Annotated in this window: 21 protein-coding genes; 4 read left to right on the top strand and 17 right to left on the bottom strand. The window is 57.2% G+C overall.

What is annotated here, in order from left to right; translation table 11 throughout:
• Positions 1–170: 170 nt before the first annotated feature.
• From BN2106_RS14855 to BN2106_RS14845, 3 genes are read right to left on the bottom strand one after another with little or no spacing between them, the layout of a single operon-like run.
• The gene (locus BN2106_RS14855; protein WP_050699331.1) at positions 171–356 is read right to left on the bottom strand and encodes a hypothetical protein; all 186 of its coding nucleotides are present in this window, start codon (positions 354–356) and stop codon (positions 171–173) included.
• Positions 335–1,036, bottom strand: a complete 702-nt coding sequence (locus BN2106_RS14850; RefSeq protein WP_050699330.1) for a hypothetical protein — start codon at positions 1,034–1,036, stop codon at positions 335–337. The genes BN2106_RS14855 and BN2106_RS14850 overlap by 22 nt, the downstream gene beginning before the upstream one ends.
• Positions 1,033–1,404, bottom strand: coding sequence for a hypothetical protein (locus BN2106_RS14845; RefSeq protein ID WP_050699329.1), 372 nt, complete (start codon positions 1,402–1,404; stop codon positions 1,033–1,035). The genes BN2106_RS14850 and BN2106_RS14845 overlap by 4 nt, the downstream gene beginning before the upstream one ends.
• Before the next feature lie 129 nt (positions 1,405–1,533).
• Here BN2106_RS14845 and BN2106_RS14840 point away from each other — a divergent pair, with 129 nt between their 5' ends.
• The gene (locus BN2106_RS14840; RefSeq protein ID WP_050699328.1) at positions 1,534–2,064 is read left to right on the top strand and encodes a TetR/AcrR family transcriptional regulator; all 531 of its coding nucleotides are present in this window, start codon (positions 1,534–1,536) and stop codon (positions 2,062–2,064) included.
• Positions 2,065–2,220: 156 nt separating this feature from the next.
• On the opposite strand, the gene BN2106_RS15860 is transcribed toward BN2106_RS14840, so the two are convergent.
• Positions 2,221–2,619: a CPCC family cysteine-rich protein gene (locus BN2106_RS15860; RefSeq protein ID WP_082236560.1), complete on the bottom strand. Its 399-nt coding sequence runs from the start codon at positions 2,617–2,619 to the stop codon at positions 2,221–2,223.
• 29 nt (positions 2,620–2,648) lie between these two features.
• A complete protein-coding gene (locus BN2106_RS14830; RefSeq protein WP_050699327.1) occupies positions 2,649–3,530 on the bottom strand; it encodes a DegV family protein in 882 nt (293 codons plus the stop codon).
• Positions 3,531–3,697: 167 nt separating this feature from the next.
• Here BN2106_RS14830 and BN2106_RS14825 point away from each other — a divergent pair, with 167 nt between their 5' ends.
• Entirely contained in the window at positions 3,698–4,204 is a 507-nt protein-coding gene (locus BN2106_RS14825) for an O-acetyl-ADP-ribose deacetylase (RefSeq protein WP_050699326.1), read from the top strand.
• Here BN2106_RS14825 and BN2106_RS14820 read toward each other — a convergent pair.
• The 11 genes from BN2106_RS14820 to BN2106_RS14770 all read right to left on the bottom strand — a co-directional run bounded on the left by BN2106_RS14820 (position 4,180) and on the right by BN2106_RS14770 (position 11,210).
• Positions 4,180–4,779, bottom strand: a complete 600-nt coding sequence (locus BN2106_RS14820; protein WP_050699325.1) for a hypothetical protein — start codon at positions 4,777–4,779, stop codon at positions 4,180–4,182. The two genes, BN2106_RS14825 and BN2106_RS14820, sit on opposite strands and share 25 nt — an antisense overlap.
• Positions 4,776–5,132 carry an MmcQ/YjbR family DNA-binding protein gene (locus tag BN2106_RS14815; RefSeq protein WP_050699324.1) on the bottom strand — a complete coding sequence of 119 codons (357 nt, stop codon included), beginning with the start codon at positions 5,130–5,132 and terminating at the stop codon, positions 4,776–4,778. Before BN2106_RS14815 ends, BN2106_RS14820 begins: the two co-directional genes overlap by 4 nt.
• Complete coding sequence (locus BN2106_RS14810; protein WP_050699323.1) at positions 5,129–5,914, bottom strand: SDR family oxidoreductase; 786 nt, start codon at positions 5,912–5,914, stop codon at positions 5,129–5,131. The genes BN2106_RS14815 and BN2106_RS14810 overlap by 4 nt, the downstream gene beginning before the upstream one ends.
• A gap of 13 nt (positions 5,915–5,927) precedes the next feature.
• On the bottom strand, positions 5,928–6,188 hold the full coding sequence (locus tag BN2106_RS14805; RefSeq protein ID WP_050699322.1) for a TfoX/Sxy family protein: 261 nt from the start codon (positions 6,186–6,188) through the stop codon (positions 5,928–5,930).
• 275 nt (positions 6,189–6,463) lie between these two features.
• Positions 6,464–6,832: a metal-dependent transcriptional regulator gene (locus BN2106_RS14800; RefSeq protein ID WP_050699321.1), complete on the bottom strand. Its 369-nt coding sequence runs from the start codon at positions 6,830–6,832 to the stop codon at positions 6,464–6,466.
• A 34-nt stretch (positions 6,833–6,866) separates the two neighbouring features.
• Positions 6,867–7,073, bottom strand: a complete 207-nt coding sequence (locus BN2106_RS14795; protein ID WP_050699320.1) for a hypothetical protein — start codon at positions 7,071–7,073, stop codon at positions 6,867–6,869.
• Between the two features lie 13 nt (positions 7,074–7,086).
• Positions 7,087–9,270, bottom strand: a complete 2,184-nt coding sequence (feoB, locus tag BN2106_RS14790; RefSeq protein ID WP_050699319.1) for a ferrous iron transport protein B — start codon at positions 9,268–9,270, stop codon at positions 7,087–7,089.
• An 80-nt stretch (positions 9,271–9,350) separates the two neighbouring features.
• Positions 9,351–9,575 (bottom strand): FeoA family protein, encoded by a 225-nt coding sequence (locus tag BN2106_RS14785; protein ID WP_050699318.1) that lies wholly within the window; start codon positions 9,573–9,575, stop codon positions 9,351–9,353.
• Between the two features lie 25 nt (positions 9,576–9,600).
• Positions 9,601–9,888, bottom strand: a complete 288-nt coding sequence (locus BN2106_RS14780) for a FeoA family protein (protein ID WP_074017532.1) — start codon at positions 9,886–9,888, stop codon at positions 9,601–9,603.
• A 317-nt stretch (positions 9,889–10,205) separates the two neighbouring features.
• Positions 10,206–10,619: a flavodoxin gene (locus tag BN2106_RS14775; protein WP_050699317.1), complete on the bottom strand. Its 414-nt coding sequence runs from the start codon at positions 10,617–10,619 to the stop codon at positions 10,206–10,208.
• 30 nt (positions 10,620–10,649) lie between these two features.
• Positions 10,650–11,210, bottom strand: coding sequence for a DUF3793 family protein (locus BN2106_RS14770; protein WP_050699316.1), 561 nt, complete (start codon positions 11,208–11,210; stop codon positions 10,650–10,652).
• Positions 11,211–11,812: 602 nt separating this feature from the next.
• Here BN2106_RS14770 and BN2106_RS14765 point away from each other — a divergent pair.
• Both BN2106_RS14765 and BN2106_RS14760 read left to right on the top strand, forming a co-directional pair.
• The gene (locus BN2106_RS14765; RefSeq protein ID WP_050699315.1) at positions 11,813–17,770 is read left to right on the top strand and encodes a discoidin domain-containing protein; all 5,958 of its coding nucleotides are present in this window, start codon (positions 11,813–11,815) and stop codon (positions 17,768–17,770) included.
• Between the two features lie 160 nt (positions 17,771–17,930).
• Positions 17,931–22,760 (top strand): glycoside hydrolase family 2 TIM barrel-domain containing protein, encoded by a 4,830-nt coding sequence (locus tag BN2106_RS14760; RefSeq protein ID WP_050699314.1) that lies wholly within the window; start codon positions 17,931–17,933, stop codon positions 22,758–22,760.
• Positions 22,761–22,835: 75 nt separating this feature from the next.
• Here BN2106_RS14760 and BN2106_RS14755 read toward each other — a convergent pair whose 3' ends face one another.
• Positions 22,836–24,113 (bottom strand): EAL domain-containing protein, encoded by a 1,278-nt coding sequence (locus BN2106_RS14755; protein ID WP_050699313.1) that lies wholly within the window; start codon positions 24,111–24,113, stop codon positions 22,836–22,838.
• Positions 24,114–24,348: the final 235 nt, after the last annotated feature.

The raw sequence follows: 24,348 nt of genomic DNA, 5'->3' as shown, positions 1-24,348 counted from the left end.
TCACCACACTTTCTAAGATATACTATACTCATATATACCTCATCTGTCAAGGTATATTAAATATAAATATAAATATAAATAAAAGTCCACAACAGCTTGGACTGTCGCGGACTTTTTCGCTGCAATATAAATTTTTTCGGGAAGGCCTGTGGGGCATGACCAGGACGCCTTCATCTGCTCTTCAGGCGTTTTTTGGCTTCTTCTACGGTTTCACCGTCTTTTGTGAGGTAGCGGTCGACAAAGGCGTCTTCTATCCTGATATAACCACCCACGACGGTGTGCTCTATTTTCTCAAAGGCGCCGACGACTTTTTCTGCCACTTTTTCGTTTGCCGTTACAAGTTTTGATTTTGCCATACGGTTTGCTCCTTTCTCCTGATGCCTCTGGCCGTTGTTGCGATTCCAAGCACAAAAATAAACAGGCAGACGGCGGCGCCGGTCAGCAGATTCATTCGATGTGCGTCCGTGCCGTTCATCGTTCCGAATGATGCGAGCATGGAACGCTGCAAGGTTAAAACAGACGCCGCCACCTCCGCGTATCCGATGGTGCGGATGGCCGCCAGAAGCGGGGCGGGATTTTTTCTGTCATTGACAGCATGGATCGCGGCCATTGTGACTTTCAAAAAAATGTAGGCCGCAATCGTAATCATGGTAATTTTATCGTATTTCCGAACGATGTTCTGCGACAGGCTCAGATAGATGATTCCCGACAGGACAACGCTGAACAGGACGAGCAGGATACCGGACAGTTTCATAACAAAATATTCTGTATCAATCGAAGAAGTGGAACGGCCTTTATACGCGCACAGCACCGCGGAAAAGCGCATGGTGCTCAATAAGGTATAATAGGCGCACATGGTGAGAAACCACAGGGACAAATGAACGACGCCGAGAACGCCGTGGTAGAACGCGTACAGAAGATTTAAGAAAAGATGGAAGGCCGCGATGAAAATGATTCGATACCGCCGTTCCCTGATAAAGCGCGTTCCAATAGGATGCGCTTCCATGCGGCCGAGGATCGTTTGCTTTAGGCTCATTCTTTCAATCCCTTTGTAAGAGGAAGTAAACAGAGCAGGGCGGCGATGCCGAGAAAGCCGAGGACGATCCCCAGAAGCATGTGGCCCCATATCATGCTCAAACACATACCGATGCCCAGGATAAGGACGCCGGCAATGGCGAGAACACCGGCAAACACGGTTTTGCCAGAAAGCCGAATCGGCGCTTTGTGCTCCATTTTTCTCCATGCGAGGAGTGTGATCAGGCCGAGAAGCAAGCCCGCGCAGCCGAACCAAATTCCCGGTTGAAACATGTTCCATTCGGAAACAAGCGCCATACACATACCGAGCGCAAACAGCATCCCACTCACGGTTCCCAGAACCATTGCCACCAAACTGCTTTTTTTCATTGGTAACGCCTCCTTGTTATGCAGTCGACAGTTGTTGGTTGAATCTAATGGTAGTATACTGTTCGTTGAAAAGGAAAACAATCACCAGTTTTCATACATGTGTTGGAATAATGAAAAAGGGGGAAGGACGTGAATATAAAAAACAACCGGCGGCGGCGCGAATCCGTGGAGCGCATCGAAAAAGTCTTTATCGGGTTTTTGCAAACAAAGGAGCTGCATGAAATAACGGTGTCGGACATCTGCAAGGCAAGCGGATTAAACCGGAGCACCTTTTATGCGAATTTTGTCGATCTTTACGATCTGGCAGACAAAGTCAGAGAACGTCTGGAAGAAGAGGTAAGCCATCTTTATGAGACGGAAACCACACAGGGATTTAACAGCAACGACTATTTAAAATTACTTCAACACATAAAGGAGAATCCGTTATTCTACCGTACCTATTTTAAACTTGGCTATGACCATCAATACCAGATAAAGCTGTACGACGTTCACCAGGCAGAGCAGTATTTTTCAAACCGGCATATTGCATACCATATCGAGTTTTTCAGAAGCGGGTTCAACGCGATTGTGAAAATGTGGCTGATGAACGGCTGCAAGGAAACGCCGGAAGAAATGGATGAGATCATTCGCAGCGAGTATCAGGGACGTTCCAATTTGTAAAAAAGAAACGGCGGACGCTTTGAAACCGCGTCCCAAAAGTTAGACAGTATGATGTACCGAATAACAACAGGGGCGCGGTTTACTTTTAAGTGTTCCGCCGTTTTAATTAAAAATGATCCGATGAAATGCCTTCCTCCGCCCGCGGCCGAGCAGGTCTTATCCGTTCTGTTCTTCTTTGAAAGGGGCACGGACAAATTGCAGGAAGCGGGGGTCGCAGGCATGGTATTGCTTAAAATTGTCGCGCGCTTCCCGAAGCGTCATGCCGTGGTTCTCGTCGCTCGGCTCGTCTTCCCGGGAGAGGAAGACGTCATTTTCCCAGAAGCACACCGGGCAGATGTACGCAATGGCATCTGCCGCTGGGACGGGCAGGGTGCGGCAGCCGCAGCATGGACAGGGATATTTGGGCGGGATGTGCGCCGGTTCCTTCCCGTTTTCCGCTGGGTCGCCGCTTGGCTGGGCACATGGGGCGGGTTCGGGACCCGGATGCGCGGCGCTTTCTTCCTCCTGGGATGTGGGAGATGGATTGGCTGTGGGCAGGAAAGCGGGTTCTTTCATCTTTGGCAGCCTGTGGCGTTTTGTTTGCATCAGCGTCCACCGGTACAGCCGTCGCCGTTTGTCAGGAAGAGCACGCCGAGGGTGTTTGGCCCGCAATGGCAGGAGATGGTACAGCTGGCGCGGGTCACGTGGATTTCCCGGAACGGCGCAATTTCCTGCACCGTGCGGCGAACCAGCTCAATCAGCTCCTGCGAAATGCCGGAATGCGTGATGAACAGGCGTTCCAGGCGGAGGTCGTCCCGGTGGGCCAGTTTGTCCCGCGTATACTGCGGCAGCACCTTCTCCAGGCTGCCGCGGTACTTTTTGCCCACGCCCATCGCGCCGCCGCCGCGGTTGTCCACCTCGATGCAGGGCTTGAGGTGCAGCAGGTTTGCGCCCAGCGCCGTCACGGCAGAGCACCGCCCGCCCGCGTGCATAAATTGCAGCGTGTCCAGGATAAAGCTGGCGTGGGAATGCGCCGCCAGCGCGGAAATCTCCTGTTGGATCTGTTCCGCGGGCATCCCCTGCCGGATGCGTTCGCCCGCCTCAATCACCAGCAATCCCATACCGGTGGAGAGATTGCAGGAGTCAATTACGTGCACATGCCCCAGGTCCCTTGCGGCGATGCGCGCATTCTGATGCGCGGCGGAGAGCGCCGAACCTAGGTTGATGTGGACGACCTCGCAGCCGTCGTCGACCCATTTTTTAAAATATTCGTAGAATTCTCCCGTGCTGATTGCCGCCGTCTTTGGCAGCAGCTTTTTATCCCAATAAGCCCGGTACAGGTCGTCTGGCGTGATGTCCACGCCGTCCGTATAGGCTTTGCCGTCCAAAACAATGTGATATGGGAAGTAGTGCACCTGATAGCGCTCCTTCAGTTCCGGGCTCAAATCGCAGGTGCTGTCCGCGCTGAGTATGATTTTTGGGGGCATGTCGTTTCCTCCCGTTTTTTAGAGTGGATTCTGCACTATTATGATAACGCGAATAAAAAAGGTTTTCAATACCCGAATGAAACGGACTGCAATTGCAATTTTTTGTTAAAATCGGTATGATAAAAGAAAAAACGGCCCTCGGGCCGTTTCAGAAAGGGCGATTTAGAATGAAACTGGAAATTGTGCGCGGAGACATCACCACCTGCGATGTGGACGCCATTGTCAATGCGGCAAATACCTCCCTGCTGGGCGGCGGAGGCGTGGACGGTGCGATCCACCGCGCGGCGGGCCCGGAGCTGCTGGCGGAATGCCGCCTGCTGAACGGCTGTAAAACCGGATCGGCAAAGATTACGAGGGGCTACAACCTGCCCGCGCGCTGTGTGATCCACACGCCCGGACCCATCTGGCGCGGCGGACAGGAGGGGGAGGACGCCCTGCTGGAAAGCTGTTACCGCTCCTGCCTGGAGCTGGCGGAACAGGCGGGCTGTAAAACCGTGGCGTTCCCTTCCATTAGTACGGGCGTATACCGCTTCCCGCTGGACCGCGCGGCGCGGATCGCCGTGCGCACCATTCGGCAGTGGGGCGAAAATCCCACCGCGATTGAAGCGGTGCAGATGGTCTGCTTTGATGACCGCACCTATGCCGCGTATCAGTCCGCGCTGGAAGAGTCCTGAGCGTCTTCCCCCTGCATTTCCGTCACAATGGTCTCCAGGTTGTCCAGCAGGAAATCCTGCACCTCGCGGCTGTAAAGGATGTGCAGGTAGTGGCCGCCGCTGAAACTGTCCTTCCACTCAGAGGTGATGCCCATCGCCTTGCCGGCGGGGCTGGGGTCCTTATAGCGCTTATCGTTCCGAATACTCTCCTGTAACAGTCCTTTGCGGACCAGCCACGCGGTCAGATCCGTGGCCTTGAGCTTCTGCATGGTTTCCAGGTCCGCCACGGCGTTGACCGCCGCCGCGAACCGGCTGATGGAGAGCGGCTCCTGCGACAGAGCGACCTGCTGCTTTTGTTCCGGCGTCAGCGAGAACAGCGGCAGGTCTTTTCTGCGCGGTTTTTTGGGCTCCATCGCCCGGCGTTCCCGCGCGATCACGCCGTCCAGCAGCGTCTCCACATAGAAGAAACACCGCGAAAGGCGCACCTGGTTCAGCACGGCGTCCTCCGGCATTTCCTCGTCGGAGATCGGGTCGATGCCGTTTGCCAGCTTGTTGATGTACATTTTAGCGCGTTCCATTTTCTCCAGTTCCGTCATTGCGCGTCCCCTCTCTTTTTTCGCTGTTTGGGCCGTGTGATCTCGTAGCTGTGCGCGACCATGTCGCAGATTTCATCGTGCGGCACGTCTCCGCCCAGCAGCACCGTGTTCCAATGTTCCTTGTTCATGTGGTAACCGGGCGTCACGTCCCGGTAAGCGCCCCGCAGCAGCTCCGCGCGCATCGGCTCGCATTTTACATTCAGGAAGAGTTGCCCGCCGCGCTCGTAGAGCATGGCAAAGATTTTTCGGTTGGACCGGTGGCGCAGGACCGTCCAATTGTCGTCGTCAAACGGGTAGTCCTCGTAGGCGTCCGGAATGGTCAGGCAGAAGCCGACCCACTCCCGCCGCGTCATGTGCGTTCCTCCGGATCGTAGGTCCAGCCGCAGTCCGCGTGATAGATCATCTGTGTGGTCATGCCGCCGTCGACCGTAAGGTCCTGCCCGGTGATAAACGACGCGCGGTCGCTGCAAAGAAACAGCACCGCGTCCGCGATGTCGTCCGGGCTGCCCACCCGGCCAACGGGATGCTGCAGGCGGTCCGCCCGGGAGTGATCCGCGGCGGGTTCTCCCGTGTGATACGCTGCCGTCTCAATCCAGCCGGGGCTGACGGAGTTGACGCGCGCCGTTCCGGACAGGCTGGCGCTGAGTGCGTGCGTCAGCGCGCGGATGCCGCCTTTTGCGGCGGTATAGCTCTCCGTGTCGGCCTGCGACATCACCGCGCGCGTGGAGGCAATGTTGACGACCGACGCGCCCGGGGCAAAATGTTCCCGGAACAGGCTGGTCAGATAGTACGGAGCGAGTACGCCCACCCGCTGGACATACGCGAAATCTGCGTACGAACAGCCGGACAGGAGCCCGCGGCGGCTGAGGCAGGCGTTGTGAATCAGGCAGTCCACCCGCCGGAACCGTTCCAGCACCGCGGCGGAGAACCGCTCCAAAACGGCCTGTTCCGCAATATCGCCCGGGAAATAAAAGAATTGGTCCGGGGAAAACCGGGCGGCAAGGCGGTTCCCGGCGGACGCGTCGAGGTCGACCACCGCGACATGCGCGCCGGCTTCTAAAAAGCGTTCCGTGATACACCGACCGATGCCGTTGGCCCCGCCGGTGATCACACAGGTTTTATTGCTGAAGTTCATAAACGCCTCCTGTTTATGGCAGCTTGTGCGCCTGGTAAAAGGTTTTCAGGTCCGCTTTGGTTTCCGCGTCCAGGTCGTGCCAGCGGATGCCCCGGATGGCCCCTTCCAATCCGCACAGCCGGTTATAGCAGGCGGACGGGTCGAAGGATTGGATGCGCAGCCAGGCTTCGCGGCTGCCAGTTTCCTGTAACGCGGCGGGGGTGGGAATTCCCGCTTGCAGCAGCTGCGCCTCCATGGTTTTGCCGATGTTCGGCAGTTTTGACAATTCACCCATTTGATCGCCTCCCTTTTTAACATAGTAGCATAATCGGAACGGACAGGCAATGAAAATGTCGATTTTTCACACAGGGAGAACCGGTATTGCGGAAAAGTACAAACAGGGCCTGTATCAAGGTTGCAGAATGCGTAAAGTCCGGCGGAATGGAACAATCTCACTACCAAACGAGGTGGGATCACTTTTTCTGCCAAAGTTTACGCAAACGCGCACGATGATACAGGCCCTGCCTGCTTAAAAAAGCTGTGTTGTAAAAAAGATAGAGGTGGATGGTTTTAAGTGGGTTCCAGCATCCGGCTGGAAAGGCGGTCGACGCCGCCGTCGGACAGATTGCACAGGCAGACGATCGCGTCATGCCGGGCGTCCGGTTCCGGCAAGCCCAGCCGCTCGTGGAAGAAGCGGTACAGGAGCAGGTAACTGGTGTAAAGCCGGTTGGAAAGGCGTGCGCCCTCGGCGGTAAAGGTGACGGTTCCATAGTATTCTTTATCGATGAAACCGTCCTCCGCCAGGTTTCCCAACATCTTGGAAACACTGGGGCGTTTGACGGAGAGGGAGGCGGCGATATCCTTGGAACGGACCGCCACGCCCTCCTGCCCGAGTTCATAGATGGCGAACAGATACCGCTTTTTTCCGGATGAGAGCATGAGCGGCCCCTTTCTCAAGTTCAAACGAACGGGATTATTTAAAATCTTTTTCCGCCCAGAAGGCGTCGGTTGGGCTTTTGGGCTTTGCCGTGGGTGCGCAGTGGGAACAGTGCGCGCAGCTGCCGCCGCACCCGCCGGATTTTTCATGGTCGCAGCCGCAGGTGCCCTTTTTCATCACATAGCGGATTGCCAGAACGAACAGGGCGATTAAGATCAGACTGATCAGAATGGTTGCAAGCATAACGTCCTCCTTTTTAAGCCTGCGCCGCCGCACGGCGCAGGGCCGTCTTGCGGTCCGGAGCCGGGCGGAACAGGAAGTACAGCATCAATAGAAGCACGATAACAGCCGCGGCGCTGCCGATGGTAAAGCCCGCGCCGGCGAGTAACAGGCCGAACTGCTGGATCATCAACGCGACCGCATATGCGAAGACGCACTGGTAGCCGATGGCAAAGGCCGTCCATTTGGCGCTGGCCATCTCGCGTTTGATTGCGCCGATTGCCGCGAAGCACGGAGCGCACAGCAGGTTGAAGGCGAGGAAAGACAGCTTGGTGCACAGCAGCGGCAGCATACCGGAAACAGCCGTCCACAGGCCCGGGTCTGTTTCGCCCGCATCCGCGAGGCCAAAGAGCACGCCGAAGGTGCCGACCACGTTTTCCTTTGCGACCAGGCCGGAAACGGTGGCGACTGTCGCCTGCCACGTGCCGAAGCCGAGCGGCGCAAAGATCCAGGCAACCGCGTTGCCGATATACGCGAGGATGCTGAAGTCCATCTGGTTGACCAGCGGGTCCTCCATGTCCAGCAGGCCGAAGGACGCGCCGCCGTCGGCCCACCCGAAGTTGCTCAGGAACCAGATCACGCCGCAGGCGACAAAGATCACGGTACCGGCCTTGATGATGAAGGCCCGGCAGCGTTCCCACATGTGGATCAATACGCTTTTTGCCGCGGGCAGATGGTATTGCGGCAGCTCCATCACGAACGGCGCGGGATCGCCCGCAAACATCCGGGTTTTCTTCAGCATGATGCCGGAGAGGATCACGGCGGCAATGCCGAGGAAGTAGAACAGCGGGGCAACCCAGCCGCCCTGCTCCGTGCCAAACATCGCGCCGAAAATCAGGGCGATGATGGGCAGCTTGGCGCCGCAGGGAATGAAGGTGGTGGTCATGATGGTCATACGGCGGTCTTTTTCGTTTTCAATGGTCTTGGTGGCCATGATCCCCGGCACGCCGCAGCCGGAGGAAATCAGCATGGGGATGAAGCTCTTGCCGGAAAGGCCGAACTTGCGGAAGATGCGGTCCATGATGAACGCGACGCGCGCCATATAGCCGCAGTCCTCCAGAATGGAGAGGAAGAAAAACAGAATGAACATCTGCGGCACAAAGCCGAGCACCGCGCCCACGCCGCCGATCAGTCCGTCCACCACAAGGCCGGTCAGCCAGTCCGCCGCGTCGACGGTTTCCATCCAGCCGCCCACGGCGGGCTGGATCCATTCGCCGAAGAGCGTGTCGTTGGTGAAGTCGGTCACGATGGTGCCCACGGTGGTGACGGAGACATAGTAAACCAGGAACATGATGACGGCGAAAATCGGGAGCGCCAGCCAGCGGTTTGTGACAATGCGGTCGATCTGATCGCTGGTGGTCAGACCTTTGGTCTTCTTATGGACGCAGTTTTTCATGAGCTGTGCAATGTATGTATAGCGTTCGTTGGTAATGATGCTCTCGCCGTCGTCATCCAGCTCCTTCTCTACGGCGGAAACAGCGGCTTCGATTTTTTCCATGATGTCCGCGCTGAACGAACAGGCGGCCTGTACCTTTTCGTCGCGCTCAAAGAGCTTGACGGCAAACCAACGGGCCTGTTCCGGCGGAACGCAACCATCGATCAGCGAGGCGATGTGGGAGAGCGCCTCTTCCACCGGCTGGGAAAACTGGTGCTTCGGCTTGGCCGCCTGCTTTTTGTTCGCCAGCGCAATCGCCTTCTGGGCGGCTTCCATGGAACCGGTTCCCTTCAAGGCGCTTGTTTCGACGATTTCGCAGCCCAGCGCCGCGCCGAGTTTCTGCGTATCGATCTGGTCGCCGTTTTTGCGCACCAGGTCAATCATGTTCAACGCCATGACGACCGGCAGGCCCAGTTCCAGAAGCTGCGTGGTCAAATAGAGGTTGCGCTCCAGGTTGGTGCCGTCCACCAGGTCGATGACGGCGTCCGGCCGTTCCTTTATCAGATAGTCGCGGGTGACCACTTCTTCCAGCGTGTAGGGGGAGAGGGAATAGACGCCGGGCAGGTCGGTGATGATGACGTCCTTGTGCCCGCGCAGCTTGCCCTCCTTCTTTTCCACAGTGACGCCCGGCCAGTTGCCCACATACTGGCTGCTGCCGGTCAGGTCGTTAAACATGGTGGTCTTGCCGCAGTTCGGGTTGCCGGCAAGTGCGATTTTCATACGCATTGGTATTCCTCCTCGGTACTCTATGTATTAGCTGTTGCTAACCTTTGGGCGTGCTCCGCCCGGGAACAAACCATGATGAATCATTCGGCAACTTCGATGTTTTCCGCCTCGCTCTTGCGGATAGAAAGTTCGTATCCGCGCACATTGACCTCCACCGGGTCGCCCAAGGGCGCGACCTTGCGCACCAGAATCTGAGTCCCTTTGGTGATCCCCATGTCCATGATGCGGCGCTTGAGCGGTCCCGCGCCGTTGAGCCGGGTGACGGAGACCGTCTGTCCGCATTTTATATCTTTCAGTGTTTTCATAGTGATTCCCCTCCTGTTGATCACGTTAAGCCGTTAAGATCCGGCTGGCCATGGCCTTGCTGATGGCGATGCGCGTTCCCTTGATATGAACGATCAAATTGCCGTTCCATTCGGAGACAACGGATACCTCCGCGTCTTCCACAAAGCCGAGATTGTTCAGAAAATGGCGGACCTCGTCCTTCCCGCGGATGGTTTTTACCTGGACGGTTTTGCCCGCTTCCGCCATGGCGAGCGGCATCAGCATCACGCTTGCCCCTGTGGGCGCATGCGCGGATGGAATCGGACAGGGCACAGCAGTTTGTTTCGCGTTCATATCGACGCCTCCTTTAAAATAATGTTAGCTTTGGCTAACTTATGGGCTGAGTATTAGGGGTTAGCGCTTGCTAATCCCCTTTGGCAATATTTAGTTTACAACTGCTAACTTGCGTTTGTCAATCAATATTTTCCAAAAATACGCGGATGACGGGAGGTTTGTATAAATTGCCAAAAACAACGATTGTATTTTGGAATTTATGGAGATGTTCATACGGAATTTGAAAGCGGACGCAAAAAAGGCGCGCCGTGGCATGGCAGCGCGCCTTTTTTGTGTTAAAGGAAGAAAATATCTGTATGGAGTACCTTGTAAGTAAGTTAAAATGCGGCGAAACGTGCGCCAAAGGAAACGCATTCCGCCTCGTCGGGCGCGCCGTTGGCCATCAAGCCCTCTTCAAAGAGCTGTGCGCCGCCGCCGGACACCCGGTCCTGCCAGTCGCGCATCCACTGGCCGTCGCCCCAGCCATAGGAGCCGAACAGGGCGACCTTTTTGCCGCCGAGCTTCGTTTCCTCCGCAGAGAAATACGGATCAAATTCGGCTTCTTCCAGGACCTCGTCGCCCATGGCGGGACAGCCGAAGGCCACCTTCTCGTAAGCGTCCAGCGCGGGTGCGTCGGACACTTCAAAAATGTCGGCCTCTGCGCCTGCGGCGCGCATTCCTTCCACAACGGCGTTTGCCATCGCTTCGGTATTTCCGGTGCCGGTCCAGTAGATGACTGCTGCTTTGCTCATATGAAAAGCCTCCTTATATAGGTAAGAATATTATGCGGCGGGCGCCGCCTGCAAAAGGCGGGGAAACGGGACGCCCCGTTCCAATGCGCCGCAGAACCATTGCGTGCATCGATCGTACGCCCGGAACAGGCGCTTTGCCAGGGCCGGGTCTCCGTAGACCTTCCAGTGGCCGCTGTATTTGCAGTTGCGGCCCTTTTCCCGGATGAAGCCGGTCACATCCTCCAGCGGATAACCCAGAAACAGGCCGATTTCGTGGGGGAAATCCGGCTCTGTGCGAACCCGGCGGGCCAGACAGTCCAGCAGGGCGTCCAGCGGCGCGTGATCCGGATAAGAGAAGGCGCGCAGGCAATTCTTTGCGCCGGTTTGGGACAGGCGGCGTTCCAACAGGCGGGGCCGGTAAACCAAAAACAAAAAACGCTTTTTGCATGCGCATAAACAGCGCACGGATATGTCTTTCTGTGCCAGCAGCGGGCGGTAGCTGAGCAGTGCCCGGACGTCCTGCCGCGGGCAGGCGAACAGGTTTGCCGGTTTGATCCCCGCCAGCGCCGGCGCACAGTTGCGCGCCAGAAGCGCCTCGATGGAACACGCCATATGAATCTCCTCCCCACCATTGGTTAGCATAAGCTAACAAAAGCCTGAAAAGAAAGCGCAGATCTGCTGCGCGGCTGTTTGATTAGCGGTTGCTAACTGTGGCATTATCCTACCACGCCGCCGAGGACTTGTCAAGCGGTTTGCCTGCTGTTAGGCTCGGCTAAGATTTTTGTGGGAGATACGGGCCCCACCGGAAGGAGGATTTTGACGAATTAAAATGAAAATATGGATGATCCTCCCAAAATTATGGATATTTGTTTCATGAATGCAATCATTAAAAAAATTCCATGGTTTATCGAAGAATTTTGTATGGATTATCAGACGGTGCAAATTTAAGATATAGATACACCCGTATGTGCAAAGATTTTGAGCAATATTAGACAGATTCTAAGTTGCGAGAAAAGAATCAACGAGCGTCGCTTGAGGAGGCGGCGCCGTCCGCGATAGAGGCCGGTGGCGTACATGTGGGAGGAGAGACGCCGTGCCGCTTGGGCGCAGCGTCTGTTTTACTTACTGCAATGCTGCATTAGAAGGAAAGGGGGAAGAGGTCGCTCAAGCAAAGAAGGAAAGATCGGCAGATTCGAAACGGAAGGAGAAAGAGTATGAAATCTATTTGGCAAAAATGGACAGCCTGTTTGCTGGCTGCGATGATGGTTCTGGGTTCCCTGGTAGTGGGGCCCGGCGTATTGGCGTCGGCGGCGAGCGAGGGCAGCGGCGTACAGCTGCTGGAAGCGCAGGCGGAGCCAGGCAGAGAGAAAATCAACTTTAACAACGACTGGCGGTACCGCAAGGGGGACGTCAAGGGCGCGGAGGCGGAGGACTTCAGCGATGAAGACTGGCTGTATGTCAACCTGCCGCACAGCACCATCCACTATACCCCGGACAACTATTACCAGAAGGATCTGGGCGTCTACTGGTACCGTAAGCACTTCACCGTTTCCCAGGAAATGCAGGGCCAAAAGCTCCTGCTGACCTTTGAAGCAGCGATGCAGGCGTCCGAGGTCTGGATTAACGGCGAAAGCGTCAAGACCCATCAGGGCGGTTACACATCTTTTGTGATCGATATCACCGACAAGGTCCGCTACGGCGAAGAGAACGTCATTGCGGTCCGCATCGACACACGGCCGAACGCCGCGTTCGCGCCGGGCAAAACCAACCCGGACTTCCAGTATTTCGGCGGCCTCTATCGCAATGTATACATCACCGCGACGGACACGCTGCACATCAGCGACGCCGTCTATGAAAATAAGGCCGCGGGCGGCGGCATCTTCCTGACCGCGCCGTCCGTCACCAAGGAAAGCGCGACCGTCAAGGCGCAGACCGACGTCAAGAACGAGGGTGCGGCGGAGGAAACCGCCACCGTGCTGACCGAGCTCATTGACGAGGATGGCTCTGTCGTGGCGCAGAAGGAAGACACCCAGGCGGTTGCCGCCGGGGAAAGCCTTGCCTTTGTGCAGGAACTGACCGTTGAAAACCCGCGCCTTTGGTCCATCAACACACCGGAGCTGTACACCGTGCGCACCACCGTCAAGACGGGTGAAACCGTCCGCGACGCAGTGGAAACCACCTACGGCATCCGCAAGGTGGAGTGGAAGCGCGAGGGCTGCTATATCAACGACGAGTTCGTGGAGCTCTCCGGCACCAACCTGCACTCCGAAACCGGCATGCTGGGCAACGCCCAGCCGGACGACGCGATCTTTGAGGAGGTCCGCCGCCTGAAGGAGTACGGCTTCGACTTTATCCGCATGTCCCACTACCCGCACGCCCCGGCATTCTATGCCGCGTGCGACAAGTACGGCGTCGCGGTGATCGACTGCCTCTCCGGTTGGCAGAACTTTGCCAATACCGACAGCTTCAAAAATAGCACCTATCAAGAATTGCGCGACATGATGCACGCCAACCGCAATTACTGCTCCATTGTCGCGTGGGAGCCGAGCCTCAATGAGAGCGGCTATACCCAGGCATGGGCGGCGGAAGTCAACCGTATCGCGAAGGAAGAGTATCCGGCGGACGGCGATTCCCGTATTTACACCAGCGGCTGGAAATTCTGGACCACCTTTGACATGGGCGTGGGAACCCCCCAGGCAAATGTGATGAACGACGCTGCCAAAAATCCGACCATGCCGGCCATTGTCAGCGAATACGGCGACTGGAACTACGGCGGCTACACCTCCTCCACCCGTGTGACCCGTGAGCCGGCGCACACCAAGTTCAAGGGCGGCGACGAGGGTATGCTGATCCAGTGCGATAACGCGCAGGAAGCCGTGGCATTCAACCGCAGCTTTGAGTGGGGCGGCGCGTATGCCTATTGGCAGTACGCCGACTACGCGGGCTTTGACACCACGGACCTCACCTACTGCGGCGTGGTGGATATCTACCGCATTCCGAAGTTCAGCGCGTATTTCTTCCAGAGCCAGCGCGACGCAGACGTCGACCTGCGCGAATACGGGATTGAAAGCGGCCCAATGGCCTTTGTGGCCAACACCTGGGCGTCTGATTCCCCCAACAAGGTTCGCGTGTTCAGCAACTGCGACGAAGTGGAGCTGTTTGTGGACGGCGTGTCCGTTGGCAAACAGACCCCGGATACCCAGATGTGGGGCCCGCACGGGGACGGCAGCCATGTCGGCTATCCGAGCAACGGAAAATACATCAGCACCGAAAACCTCAAACACCCGCCGTTTACCTTTGACCTGAGCGCGTATACGCCGGGACAGGGCACCCTGACGGCGGTTGGATATATCAACGGCGAAGAAGCGGCGGAATATGTCCGCAAGGCGCCGGGCACAGCCACAAAGATCACCCTGCAAGCGGAAAACGACGCTGCCCTGAAACTTGACGGCAGCACGGCCAAGCTGGTATGGATCAATGTAGAGGATGCGAACGGCACCGTGGTCAACACGGCGAACAACGACATCACCTTCAGCATTGACGGCCCCGGCCTGGTTATCGGTGGCAAGGAAACTTCCGTCCTGGGCGGCCAGATGGGCGTCTGGGTCAGAAGCAAGCGCGGCGTGGGCGACATCACCCTGACCGCGACGGCGGACGGCCTGGAGAGCGCGGCCATCACCATCCCGACCGAGACCGTGGAGGGCCTGCCGGCTGTTCCGGAAGGCGGCGACGCGGATGAGAGCGAATATGAGCAGCCGATCGGCCCGGTCAAGGAAAACCTGTTCCTGAAAAAGGCCGTCACGGCCAGCAGCGAAAATACCAGCAGCGCGCTGGGTGTGGAAGCGGCGTCCCGTGCAAACGACGGCGACGAAGCTACCAAGTGGTGTGCAAAAGTGACCAACAGCGGTGATTCTTCCGTTGGCCCGCACTGGTGGCAGGTCGACATGGGCGAGAGCACCTATCTGGATCAGGTACAGATCCTGTTCGAGATGGACACCAACTATAAATACCAGATCGCGATTTCCGACAGCCCGGATATGACGCAGGCGGACGTGGTCGTGGACCGCAGCACCAACAATGAGAGCGTACATGACGTGACGGAGGACATTCAGGCGAACTGCCGCTATGTCCGCGTCTATGTCAACTGCCCGGCCTCCAACATCTGGCCGTGCCTGCTGGAAGTACGGGGCTTTGGCGGCACCACCAACGTGGCGTTGGGCAAGACCGCGACGGCGACCAAAGCGAAGGCGGACTGTCCGGCGTCTCTCGCGGTGGACGGCGATTCGACCACCCATTGGACAAACGGCGCGACGGAATCCGCTTCCTGGCAGGTTGATCTGGATGGAACCTACCAGATCGACAAGGTGGATGTGGAATTCCTGTGGCACGATAATCTGCTGCATGCCTTTACCCTCCAGGGTTCCATGGATGGACAGAACTGGAAGGATATTACCGAATACAGCGGTACGGATGCCATTGCAGCCCTTGATGTGGATGCGGTTGCCCGTTATCTCCGTGTTTACAACCTGACTGCTGGCACCACCGGCAAGGACTGGGTGGAAATCGCTGAGTTCTCCGCGTACGGCACCCCGGCGGCGGACGACGAGCGCATTGACTACGGCGTGCCCGCCTATGCAAGCTCCTCCGCGGAGGGCAGCGATCCGTCCTACGGCAACGACGGCGACCCGGCGAAGTACTGGAGCCCGGCGGCGGACGACGCTTCCCCGTGGTGGTTCTTCGACGCGGGCGGCCTGTACAATATGAGCAACGTACAGCTTTCCTGGAACAACGAAGGTTTCCACAAATATACGATTGATCTTTCCACCGACGGAGAGAATTGGACCACGGCGGTCGACAAGCTCAGCGGCAGCGAGGCCGGCACGGTGACCAATGATACGGTTGCGGGCGTGGCGCGCTATGTGCGCATTACCCTGCCGGCCGGCAGCACCGAGGGCTTCTGGATCAACTCCACCGCCCGCGAAAACACCGCGCAGGCGGTTGCGACCGTGGCGGCAATCGAGGCGGTCAGCGCACCGGCGGGCACCGCGTTCGCGGACCTGAAGCTGCCGAAGGAAGCGGCAATTACCCTGGAGGATGAAACCAAAACGACACTGTCCGTTACCTGGGACAGCACCGGCTACAAGCCGGAAATCGGTTCCTATACGCTCAGCGGCACACTGAATATGATGCCGGGCGTCAAGAACCCGGAGAATCAGAAGGCTTCCGTTGTCGTCAATGTGACAGAGAAGCCGAAGGAAACGGTCGCCATCGGCATGAAGGCGCCGGAGACCGTTGCGCCCGGCAGCAGCTTTACTGTGCAGCAGACCATGGGCGGCCTGGCACAGCTTAGCGAATCCATCTATGTCATGCAGATGACCTTTACCTGGCCGGAGGGCCTCAACTGCACCGGACTTGTTCCGGCGGAAGGCCTGAACGGTACTCTCACCTACGGCGTCCATCCGGAGACCCGCAGCGCGACCGTCGTCTATGACGCCGATACGCTGGACGGCCTGCCGGCGGATGTGGACAGCCTGTTCACCGCGAACTTCACCGCGGCGGAAGGACTGGAAGAGGGCGACTACACCATTGCACTCAGCGATGTAATCGTTCTGCCGGTCAGCGGCGACGAGATCGGCGCGGACCTGAAGGATGGCGTCGTCCATGTGGCGGGCCAGATCGCACCGGAGACCGCCGACCTGACCGCGACCTACAGCAAGAACGTGGAACTGACCGTCAACGGCGAACCGCAGCGGCTCGCGGACCTGATCGGCCAGTACAAGGAGGCCGGTGTGGCGAACGGCACGCCGTTCACCTTTGCCTTTGCTCCGAGAGTGGCGGGCAAGACCTTCCGTTCCGTCACGATCAACGGCAGCGAACCGCAGATGATCAGCGGTACGCAGTATGACTATACCTTTAACATGGATACCCTGAACCCGAACCTCCGCTTTGCCTTTGAGCTGGTCAGCCGGAATACGCTCGACACCGTGATCGCCTATGCGCAGGAGCGCATCGACGCGGGCGACGTGGACGAGCTGATTGAAACGGTCCAGACGAAGTTCATGAAGGCATTCGACGCGGCGACGGACGTACAGGAAGACCCGACGGCGACGCAGGAGCAGATTGACACGGCCTGGAAAGACCTGATGAAGATGCTTCATTATCTCGAGTTCAAGCCGGGCGACAAGACCGACCTGTGCGCGAAGATCGCAACCGCGGAAACACTCTTGGAAGAGAACTACACAGCGGCAAGCTGGAGCGCGATGACCGAGGCGCTGGAAGCGGCCAAGGCGGTGGAAGCGGACGATGAAGCGCTGAAGAACGACATCGACAAGGCGTGTGAGGACCTGTACAAGGCCATGATGGCGCTCGAATACACAGTGGACCGCACCACGCTCGACATGCTGATTGCAGAAGCCGAACAGATCGACCTGACCGAGTACCTCGAGGATGGCAAGGACGCCTTCAACAAGGCGTTTGAGGCGGCGAAGAACGTGGCGGATGATGCGAGCCAGAAGGTTGTCGACAAGGCGGCCGAGGCTCTGGCGTCGGCCATCGCGGGCCTGCGCAGGACGCCGGACAAGAAGGCGCTGGAAGACCTGCTTGACGCACTCGCCAATAAGGACCTCAGCAAGTACACCGATTCCAGCGTTGCGGCTCTCAAGGCGGCGATGAACCTGGCGAAGGGCGTGCTGGACGATCCGAATGCCTCCGGCGAAAAGATTGCGCAGGTTATGGATCTGGTCAACGAGGCGGACAAGGGCCTCAAGACCAAGACGAACAATAGCAATAAGGGTTCCGGCAGCTCTTCCGGCTCCGGTTCCTCCAATGCATATGGCAGCGCCGGCACGGCGTCCGCAACCACCAGCCCGGTTGTCAACGCGGCGCAGGGCGTTGTGCAGAATGCCTCTGTCCGTTCCGATACGACGGTTGACTTCACCCTGAGAAGAGGCAGTGCGTACTGCTTCAAGATGACCGTTGTGAACGGCGACAACCTCGCCCCGAACTTCACGGTCGGCAACGGCAGTGTACTGAAGACCCAGTTTGTGGCAAAGATCGGCAACGATTATTACTACAGAGTCTGGGCGACCGGCAAGGCGGGCGAGAGCACGGGCGTTTACACCACGCTGAACGGGCAGAAGCCAGCCAAGCATTGTACGGTAAAAATTGGCTGATTGCTGCCACTGAAAGACACCGCAAGTGCGAAGGACGTTACACGTCCGCGTCCTGACCGGAGGTCTGAAATTGCGACAGGACAAGGTCCGGCGTCCCCTCTCGTCTATCCAGGATGGGAGGGGCGGCCCGGGCGCAGGTCATAGAAGGAGAAAGTAATATATGAAGATGAAGAAACTGCTTGCCAGCGTGGTAGCCGGCGCGATCTTCCTCTCCGCGGCGGGCATCTCGGCGTTTGCGGAGTGGACCGACGACAACAGCGAGTGGAACGGCCACCCGGAGATTGTCCAGGTCAACCGCGAGCCGGCGCGCGCCACGGCGTATCCCTACGATACCGTGGAGAAGGCAAAAGAGAACGATCCCAGCCAGTCCGCTTACTATAAGCTGCTCAACGGAGACGACTGGAAATTCAACTGTGTCTCCAAACCGGCGGACCGCATCAGCCAGATGGATGCGAAATTTGCGGACGCGGATTACGACGACAGCTCCTGGGACGACATTACGGTCCCGATGAGCTGGCAGGTGATCAAGAACGAGGACGGCTCGTTTAAATACGATCAGCCGATGTATGCCAACCAGGACTATCCCTGGAAATACAATTCCACCGATAAGAACATTGCAATCGGCAAGGCCCCAACGGCGTTTAACCCGGTTGGCACCTACCGCAAGGTTCTGCCGGACGTCTCCGAATGGGACGGCCGCCAGGTGTTTATCGCGTTTGACGGCGTGGAAGACGCGATGTACCTGTACGTCAACGGCCAGAAGATCGGCTACGGCGAGGATATGACCGGCCGTCAGGAATTCAACATCACCAGCGCGCTGGACTTCACCCCCGGCGCGACAAACGTCGCCACCGTGGAAGTCTTCCGCTGGGCGGACGGCGCATGGACGGAAAACCAGGACGGTCTCCGTCTGGCGGGCATCTACCGCGACGCGTTCCTGGTCTCCAAGGACAACGTGGAAATCCGTGACTTTACCGTCGTGACCGATCTGGACGACGACTATGTGGACGCTGACCTGAACACGGAGGTCGAGCTGCGCAGCTTTGCAAACGCCAGCACGGAAAACCTCACCGTGGAAGCCCAGCTCTACGACGCGGACGGCAACACCGTCGGCGCGCCGATGACCGGCACGGCGCCCGCGTTTGCGGACAACAAGGCGGTTGTCAACCTGACCGGCCATTTTGAGAATCCGCTCAAATGGAACGCGGAGCATCCGAACCTGTACCGCATGGTCATCTCCCTCAAGCAGGGCGATAAGACCTTGGAAAACACGGCGGTCAACGTCGGTTTCCGTGAAATTTCCGTCATCAACCAGGGTACCACCAATGCTCAGATTGTTCTGAACGGCGAGCCCGTCTATTTTAAGGGCGTCAACCGCGGCGAAATTTCTCCCAAGACCGGCCGCCACCTCTCCCATGAGGAGATGGAGACGGATGTCAAGCTGATGAAGCAGTACAATCTGAATTCCGTGCGCACTTCCCATTATCCGGACGACCCGTATTTCTATGAGCTCTGCGACAAATACGGCATCTATGTGATGGACGAGGCGAACAACGAATCCCACAACGGCCGCAGCCAGGGTGTCCCGGGCAATGTTCCCGGCTATGTGGTCGTCTGCAAGGACCGCGCGGTCAATATGGTGGAACGCGATAAGAACTATCCCAGTGTTGTGATGTGGTCCCCCGGCAATGAGGTCGGCACGGGCGCATCCATCCAGGGGATGCTGGAATACTTTGATACCGACACTACCCGCCTGATCCATTATCAGGGCGAGAACGCCAACCCGCTGGTGGATATGACCTCCAATATGTATCCTGAAGTCAGCGCTGTGGACAAGGCCGGAAGAAGCACCAAAACGCCCTATGTCATGTGCGAATACGTCCACTCCATGGGCAACAGCACTGGTTCCATCAAAGATTACTGGGATACGATCCGCAAGTACCCGAACCTCCAGGGCGGCTGGATCTGGGACTGGGCGGACCAGTCCATCGACACCCAGATCCCCGGTGCGGAACCGGGCGAGACCTTTTGGGGCTATGACGGCGACTGGAGCGTCAAAACCAGCAAAAACAATTTCTGTGTCAACGGCATCGTTTCTCCGGACCGCACCATTCAGCCGGAGATGTACGAGGTCAAGAAGGTATACCAGTCCTTCCAGATGACGGCGAAGGACCTGAATGCCGGTGTGATCACCATTTCCAACGAGTATATCGATACCAACGCAAATGAATACACCATGAACTGGGAACTGGTTCGCGACGGTGTGGTCGTGGCGAACGGAACCCAGAGCGCGGATGTTGCACCGCAGACGGTCGCGGACGTGACGCTGGAGGGCTACACTGCTCCCGCAGACCTGCAGCCCGGCGAGGAATGCTTCCTCAAGGTGAACTTTGTCACCAAGGCGGATTGCTGGTGGGCGGAAGCAGGCCATGAGGTCGCAACCGAACAGCTTGCGTTCGACGTGGCAGAAGACAATCTGCCGGAACTGGACGAAGCTGGTATGGCGGCGTTCACGGACGGACAGATCCAGGATACCGAGGAGACTCTGAAAATCACAACCGATGCGTTCAGCGTCACCTTTGATAAGGCGAGCGGCAAACTGACCTCCTATGTCGCAAACGGCGAGGAGCTGCTGGCAGAGCCGCTGGAACCGAACTTCTGGCGCGCAATCACCGACAACGACGCAAAAACCTCCCACGACGCAAAGTGGGAAGACGCCGTGAAGAATGCGGAAGTCACTGGCTTCAGCACCTTTACAGAGGAAAAGAAGGTTATTGTTACTGTCAACATGAATATGCCGTCCGCGGCGGATTCCAAGTATGCCTCCACGTTCACCGTCTATTCCGACGGCAATGTCGTGGTGCGCAGCACACTGGCGCCGGACAGCTCCATGAACAATCTGCTGCGCGTCGGCATGCGCCTGCAGATGCCCGCCGGTTTTGAAAACATGCAGTGGTACGGCCGCGGCGAGTCCGACAGCTATTGGGACCGCAAATGGGGCTATGACGTCGGCGTGTACAACAGCACCGTGAGCGAGCAGTTCACCAATTTTGTCACCCCGCAGGAGACCGGCAACAAGACCGATACCCGCTGGCTGGCAGTTACCAACGAGGCCGGAAACGGCCTGCTCTTCGACGCACAGGAAGTGGTGGAAGTCAGCGCGCTGCACAATACGCAGGAGGACCTGCAGCAGGCGAAGCATCCGTACCAGCTCAAGGGCACCGAGAACACCGTGGTCACCATCGACCAGTATCAGATGGGTCTGGGAACCGGAAGCTGCGGACCGGAAACCCTGAAGCAGTACACCCTGCCGACGGATCGCGCGTATACCTACCTGTTCCGCATGAAGCCCATCAACAACGCTTCCACGGCCCAGCTTATGCAGGAAAGCAAGACCAGACTGCCGGATGAGACGACGCTGGTGACGGATATCCAGATCGACGGCAAATCCATCGACGGCTTCAACAGCGACGTACTTTCCTATAGCTCTGCGAAGCGTTCCGCCACGCTGCCGGAAGTCACCGCGACCGCGGCGAACGACAGCGTGACGATCAACATTCAGCAGGTCACCGCGCTGCCGGGCACGGCGGTTGTAACCGCAACGAGTGCAAACGGTTTCCAGAGAGTGTATACCGTCGAATTCACTAAGGGCGACGCGTATCTCTATCTCTCCGACCTGAAGGAAGAATCCGCGAAGGTCGGCTATGGAACCTTTACTAAGGACGCCAATCTGGATGGAAATAAAATCACCGTCTATCCGGATGGCGTAAAAACTGCTTTTGATAAGGGACTTACCGCGCACGCGGCTTCCGAGGTCGTCTACGACTTGACGGACCTCAATGCGGAGCGTTTCCAATCGTGGGTCGGCATTGATGCGACGAACCGCGACCAGGATGTGCGCGGCGTGCGATTCCGTGTTTTGGCGGATGGAGAAGAAATATTTGTTTCTAAAAACATGGTGGGCAAGGGGACAAATGCCGAATATGTTGACGTGGACGTGACGGGCGTTACCAAACTGACGTTGGTGGCAGAGTTGACCGGCGCAAACAACGGACGTTGCATGTCTGTCTGGGCGGATGCAAAGATTAAGCTCCAGGCGGAGGACGAGGATCTTTATCTGTCCGATGTCAAAGAAAAATCCGCGACCGTTGGCTACAGTAACTTTACAAAGGACGCCAACCTGCAGGGCGGCAAGATCACCGTGTATCCCAACGGCACCAAAACAGCGTTCGACAAGGGCCTTGCTGCGCATGCGGCTTCCGAGGTCGTCTATGACCTGACGGACCTTAATGCAAAGCGTTTCCAGGCATGGGCCGGCATCGAAGCAAAGGATCGCGGTACAGATGTACTCGGCGTGAGGTTCCGTGTACTGGCGGACGGCAAAGAGCTGTTCACTAAGGAGATGAAGGGTAAAAATACCAATGCGGAATACATCGATGTCGACGTGACGGGCGTGACAGAGCTCAAGCTGATTGCCGAACTGACCGGCAGTGGCAACGGCCACTGTAATTCCGTCTGGGCGGACGCAAAGCTGAAGGTTTCCGGCGGCGCAACGCCGGCGGAGCCGAAGTTTGAGGTCGCGGAGGATTCCGATGCGGTCATCAGCGACGATACCGATCTGAAGATCCTCTACAACATTCCGGCCGGCGCGACGACCAACGACGTCGCCGCGATGCTCAAGCCCGTTCAGGGCGGCACGCTGGAATTTATGGAGGCCACCGGCGGTTCCATCGACGAAGGCAACACCATCGTATCCGGCTATATCGTTATCCTGCGCGTAAACGGCACGGAGAAAGACCGCATGAGTATGTCGATTCTGGGCGATATCAACCCGGACGGCAAGGTGGACGGTTCCGATACGGAGCTGATGCGCCAGGCAATTGCGGGCAACCGCGCGCTTGAGACAATCGAAGCGCTTTCCGCGGATATGAACGGCGATTCCGTCGTGGATGTGCGCGACCTGCTTTTGATCAAAAAAGCGGTTCAGTAAATTTTACAACAGGCATAAAGGAACCCCGGACGGAATTTCCGTCCGGGGTTCTGTTTTGTGATCAGTTTGGGATTTTTAAGAAAACCGCACTTTTTCGTTGCCGCGTACAAAGCGTTCTTCAAATTCTTCTACCGGCATGGGCCGGTAAAACACGAAGCCCTGTAAGAAGTCGCAGCCGAGCTGCCGCAGATAGTCGACGTATTTTTGCGTTTCCACACCCTCCGCGACGACCATGATGCCCAGTTCATGCGCCGATTGTACAATGTGCCGGATCAATACCTTTTCACGCGGATTCGATTCGTTCTGGAACAGGGAACTGTCGATTTTCAGCATGGACAGGTCTGCATTGGATAACACACTGTAGGAGGAAAACCCGCTGCCGAAATCGTCCAGGGAACAGGTGAAGCCGTAGTTGTGCAGTTCGTCCACCACCTGCCGCAGGCGCTCTACCTGGTTCAGGACAATGCTTTCCAGCAGCTCAAATTCAATGCATTCTTTGGGTGTCCGGTATTTTTCATGAATTTTGCGGTAGTCGTCAAAGTAATAGCGGTAGTTGAACATGCAGTGGGACAGGTTGACGCTGATCTGAATTTTTTTGTTGTACACGCGTAGCCACCGGTTGATGGTGCGGCAGACCACCTCAAACGTATGCAGGTCCACGCGGTCGATCAGCCCGGTGCTTTCCAGCATGGGGAGGAAGTCCGAAACCGGGATCATGCCGCGCTGCGGATCGATCCAGCGGATCAGCGCTTCCGCACGGGTCACCTCGCCGGTGCGCAGGTCCACCTTGGGCTGCAGATAAAGCTGCAGGTCGCCGCGCTGCAAAGCCGGCTGAATGATCTGCTCCAGGTCATAGTCCCGCAGGACCGGATCGTGATAGCTCTGCCCGTAGACGTCGAAATGGGAGTTCTTGAAATCCCGCTCCGCGCATTCGGAGCGGCAGACGTCCGCGTTGTATTGCGCAATATAAAAATCGACCGGTTCCCTGGTCAGGTGGTAAATGCCGAAGCCACAAAACACCTTTCCATGAAACCGCTCGTCCGGCATATCGCGGATCTGCTGGTTCAGCCGAATCACATACTGGAAAATTTCCTCGTAGTTTTTGGAAATCCGTACCAACAGATTGAAATAGTTCAGATGAATCTGTGCGGCGTATTCCCCCGGCTGCAGCCATTCCTGGAGCGCCTCGTAGACCTTCTCGACCAAGGCGTTGCCCAGTTCCCGGTTGTACAGGCGGTTGAAGACGCGGAAACGCTTGATCTTCAGGCTGATCAGCGCGTATTCGCCGCGTTCCGCGTCGCTGAGCGCGTTATACTTTTCCATGAGCCAGCGCTCATTTTTCATGTCCAACATCGTTTTACCTCATAATGTAAAGCCCATCCTGTTTGCGGGCATTTGGTCCGCTCAATGTATGGACGGGGCCATACAAAAATTTTACCAATTAATTGTAACACTAAGAAGGCGGGAAAGCAATCATGAACAAAAGAAAGAGAAGACAAAAACCGTCGAACGATTCTGGCAAGCTGTCTAAAACGGTGTGCGGTATGGATTGAAAACGATGCGGGACGGGCAGGGTGCAGTGTGCTGG

The sequence above is a fragment of the Anaeromassilibacillus senegalensis genome (assembly GCF_001261775.1).
Classification (GTDB): domain Bacteria; phylum Bacillota; class Clostridia; order Oscillospirales; family Acutalibacteraceae; genus Anaeromassilibacillus; species Anaeromassilibacillus senegalensis.
This window is presented reverse-complemented; position numbering and strand designations above follow the sequence as displayed.

Bases quoted from the DNA above. Each gene is read 5' to 3' on its own strand.
- BN2106_RS14855 (WP_050699331.1), bottom strand. From the start codon at position 356: ATGGCAAAATCAAAACTTGTAACGGCAAACGAAAAAGTGGCAGAAAAA.
- BN2106_RS14850 (WP_050699330.1), bottom strand. From the start codon at position 1,036: ATGAGCCTAAAGCAAACGATCCTCGGCCGCATGGAAGCGCATCCTATT.
- BN2106_RS14845 (WP_050699329.1), bottom strand. From the start codon at position 1,404: ATGAAAAAAAGCAGTTTGGTGGCAATGGTTCTGGGAACCGTGAGTGGG.
- BN2106_RS15860 (WP_082236560.1), bottom strand. From the start codon at position 2,619: ATGAAAGAACCCGCTTTCCTGCCCACAGCCAATCCATCTCCCACATCC.
- BN2106_RS14830 (WP_050699327.1), bottom strand. From the start codon at position 3,530: ATGCCCCCAAAAATCATACTCAGCGCGGACAGCACCTGCGATTTGAGC.
- BN2106_RS14825 (WP_050699326.1), top strand. From the start codon at position 3,698: ATGAAACTGGAAATTGTGCGCGGAGACATCACCACCTGCGATGTGGAC.
- BN2106_RS14820 (WP_050699325.1), bottom strand. From the start codon at position 4,779: ATGACGGAACTGGAGAAAATGGAACGCGCTAAAATGTACATCAACAAG.
- BN2106_RS14815 (WP_050699324.1), bottom strand. From the start codon at position 5,132: ATGACGCGGCGGGAGTGGGTCGGCTTCTGCCTGACCATTCCGGACGCC.
- BN2106_RS14810 (WP_050699323.1), bottom strand. From the start codon at position 5,914: ATGAACTTCAGCAATAAAACCTGTGTGATCACCGGCGGGGCCAACGGC.
- BN2106_RS14805 (WP_050699322.1), bottom strand. From the start codon at position 6,188: ATGGGTGAATTGTCAAAACTGCCGAACATCGGCAAAACCATGGAGGCG.
- BN2106_RS14800 (WP_050699321.1), bottom strand. From the start codon at position 6,832: ATGCTCTCATCCGGAAAAAAGCGGTATCTGTTCGCCATCTATGAACTC.
- BN2106_RS14795 (WP_050699320.1), bottom strand. From the start codon at position 7,073: ATGCTTGCAACCATTCTGATCAGTCTGATCTTAATCGCCCTGTTCGTT.
- feoB (WP_050699319.1), bottom strand. From the start codon at position 9,270: ATGCGTATGAAAATCGCACTTGCCGGCAACCCGAACTGCGGCAAGACC.
- BN2106_RS14785 (WP_050699318.1), bottom strand. From the start codon at position 9,575: ATGAAAACACTGAAAGATATAAAATGCGGACAGACGGTCTCCGTCACC.
- BN2106_RS14780 (WP_074017532.1), bottom strand. From the start codon at position 9,888: ATGAACGCGAAACAAACTGCTGTGCCCTGTCCGATTCCATCCGCGCAT.
- BN2106_RS14775 (WP_050699317.1), bottom strand. From the start codon at position 10,619: ATGAGCAAAGCAGCAGTCATCTACTGGACCGGCACCGGAAATACCGAA.
- BN2106_RS14770 (WP_050699316.1), bottom strand. From the start codon at position 11,210: ATGGCGTGTTCCATCGAGGCGCTTCTGGCGCGCAACTGTGCGCCGGCG.
- BN2106_RS14765 (WP_050699315.1), top strand. From the start codon at position 11,813: ATGAAATCTATTTGGCAAAAATGGACAGCCTGTTTGCTGGCTGCGATG.
- BN2106_RS14760 (WP_050699314.1), top strand. From the start codon at position 17,931: ATGAAGATGAAGAAACTGCTTGCCAGCGTGGTAGCCGGCGCGATCTTC.
- BN2106_RS14755 (WP_050699313.1), bottom strand. From the start codon at position 24,113: ATGTTGGACATGAAAAATGAGCGCTGGCTCATGGAAAAGTATAACGCG.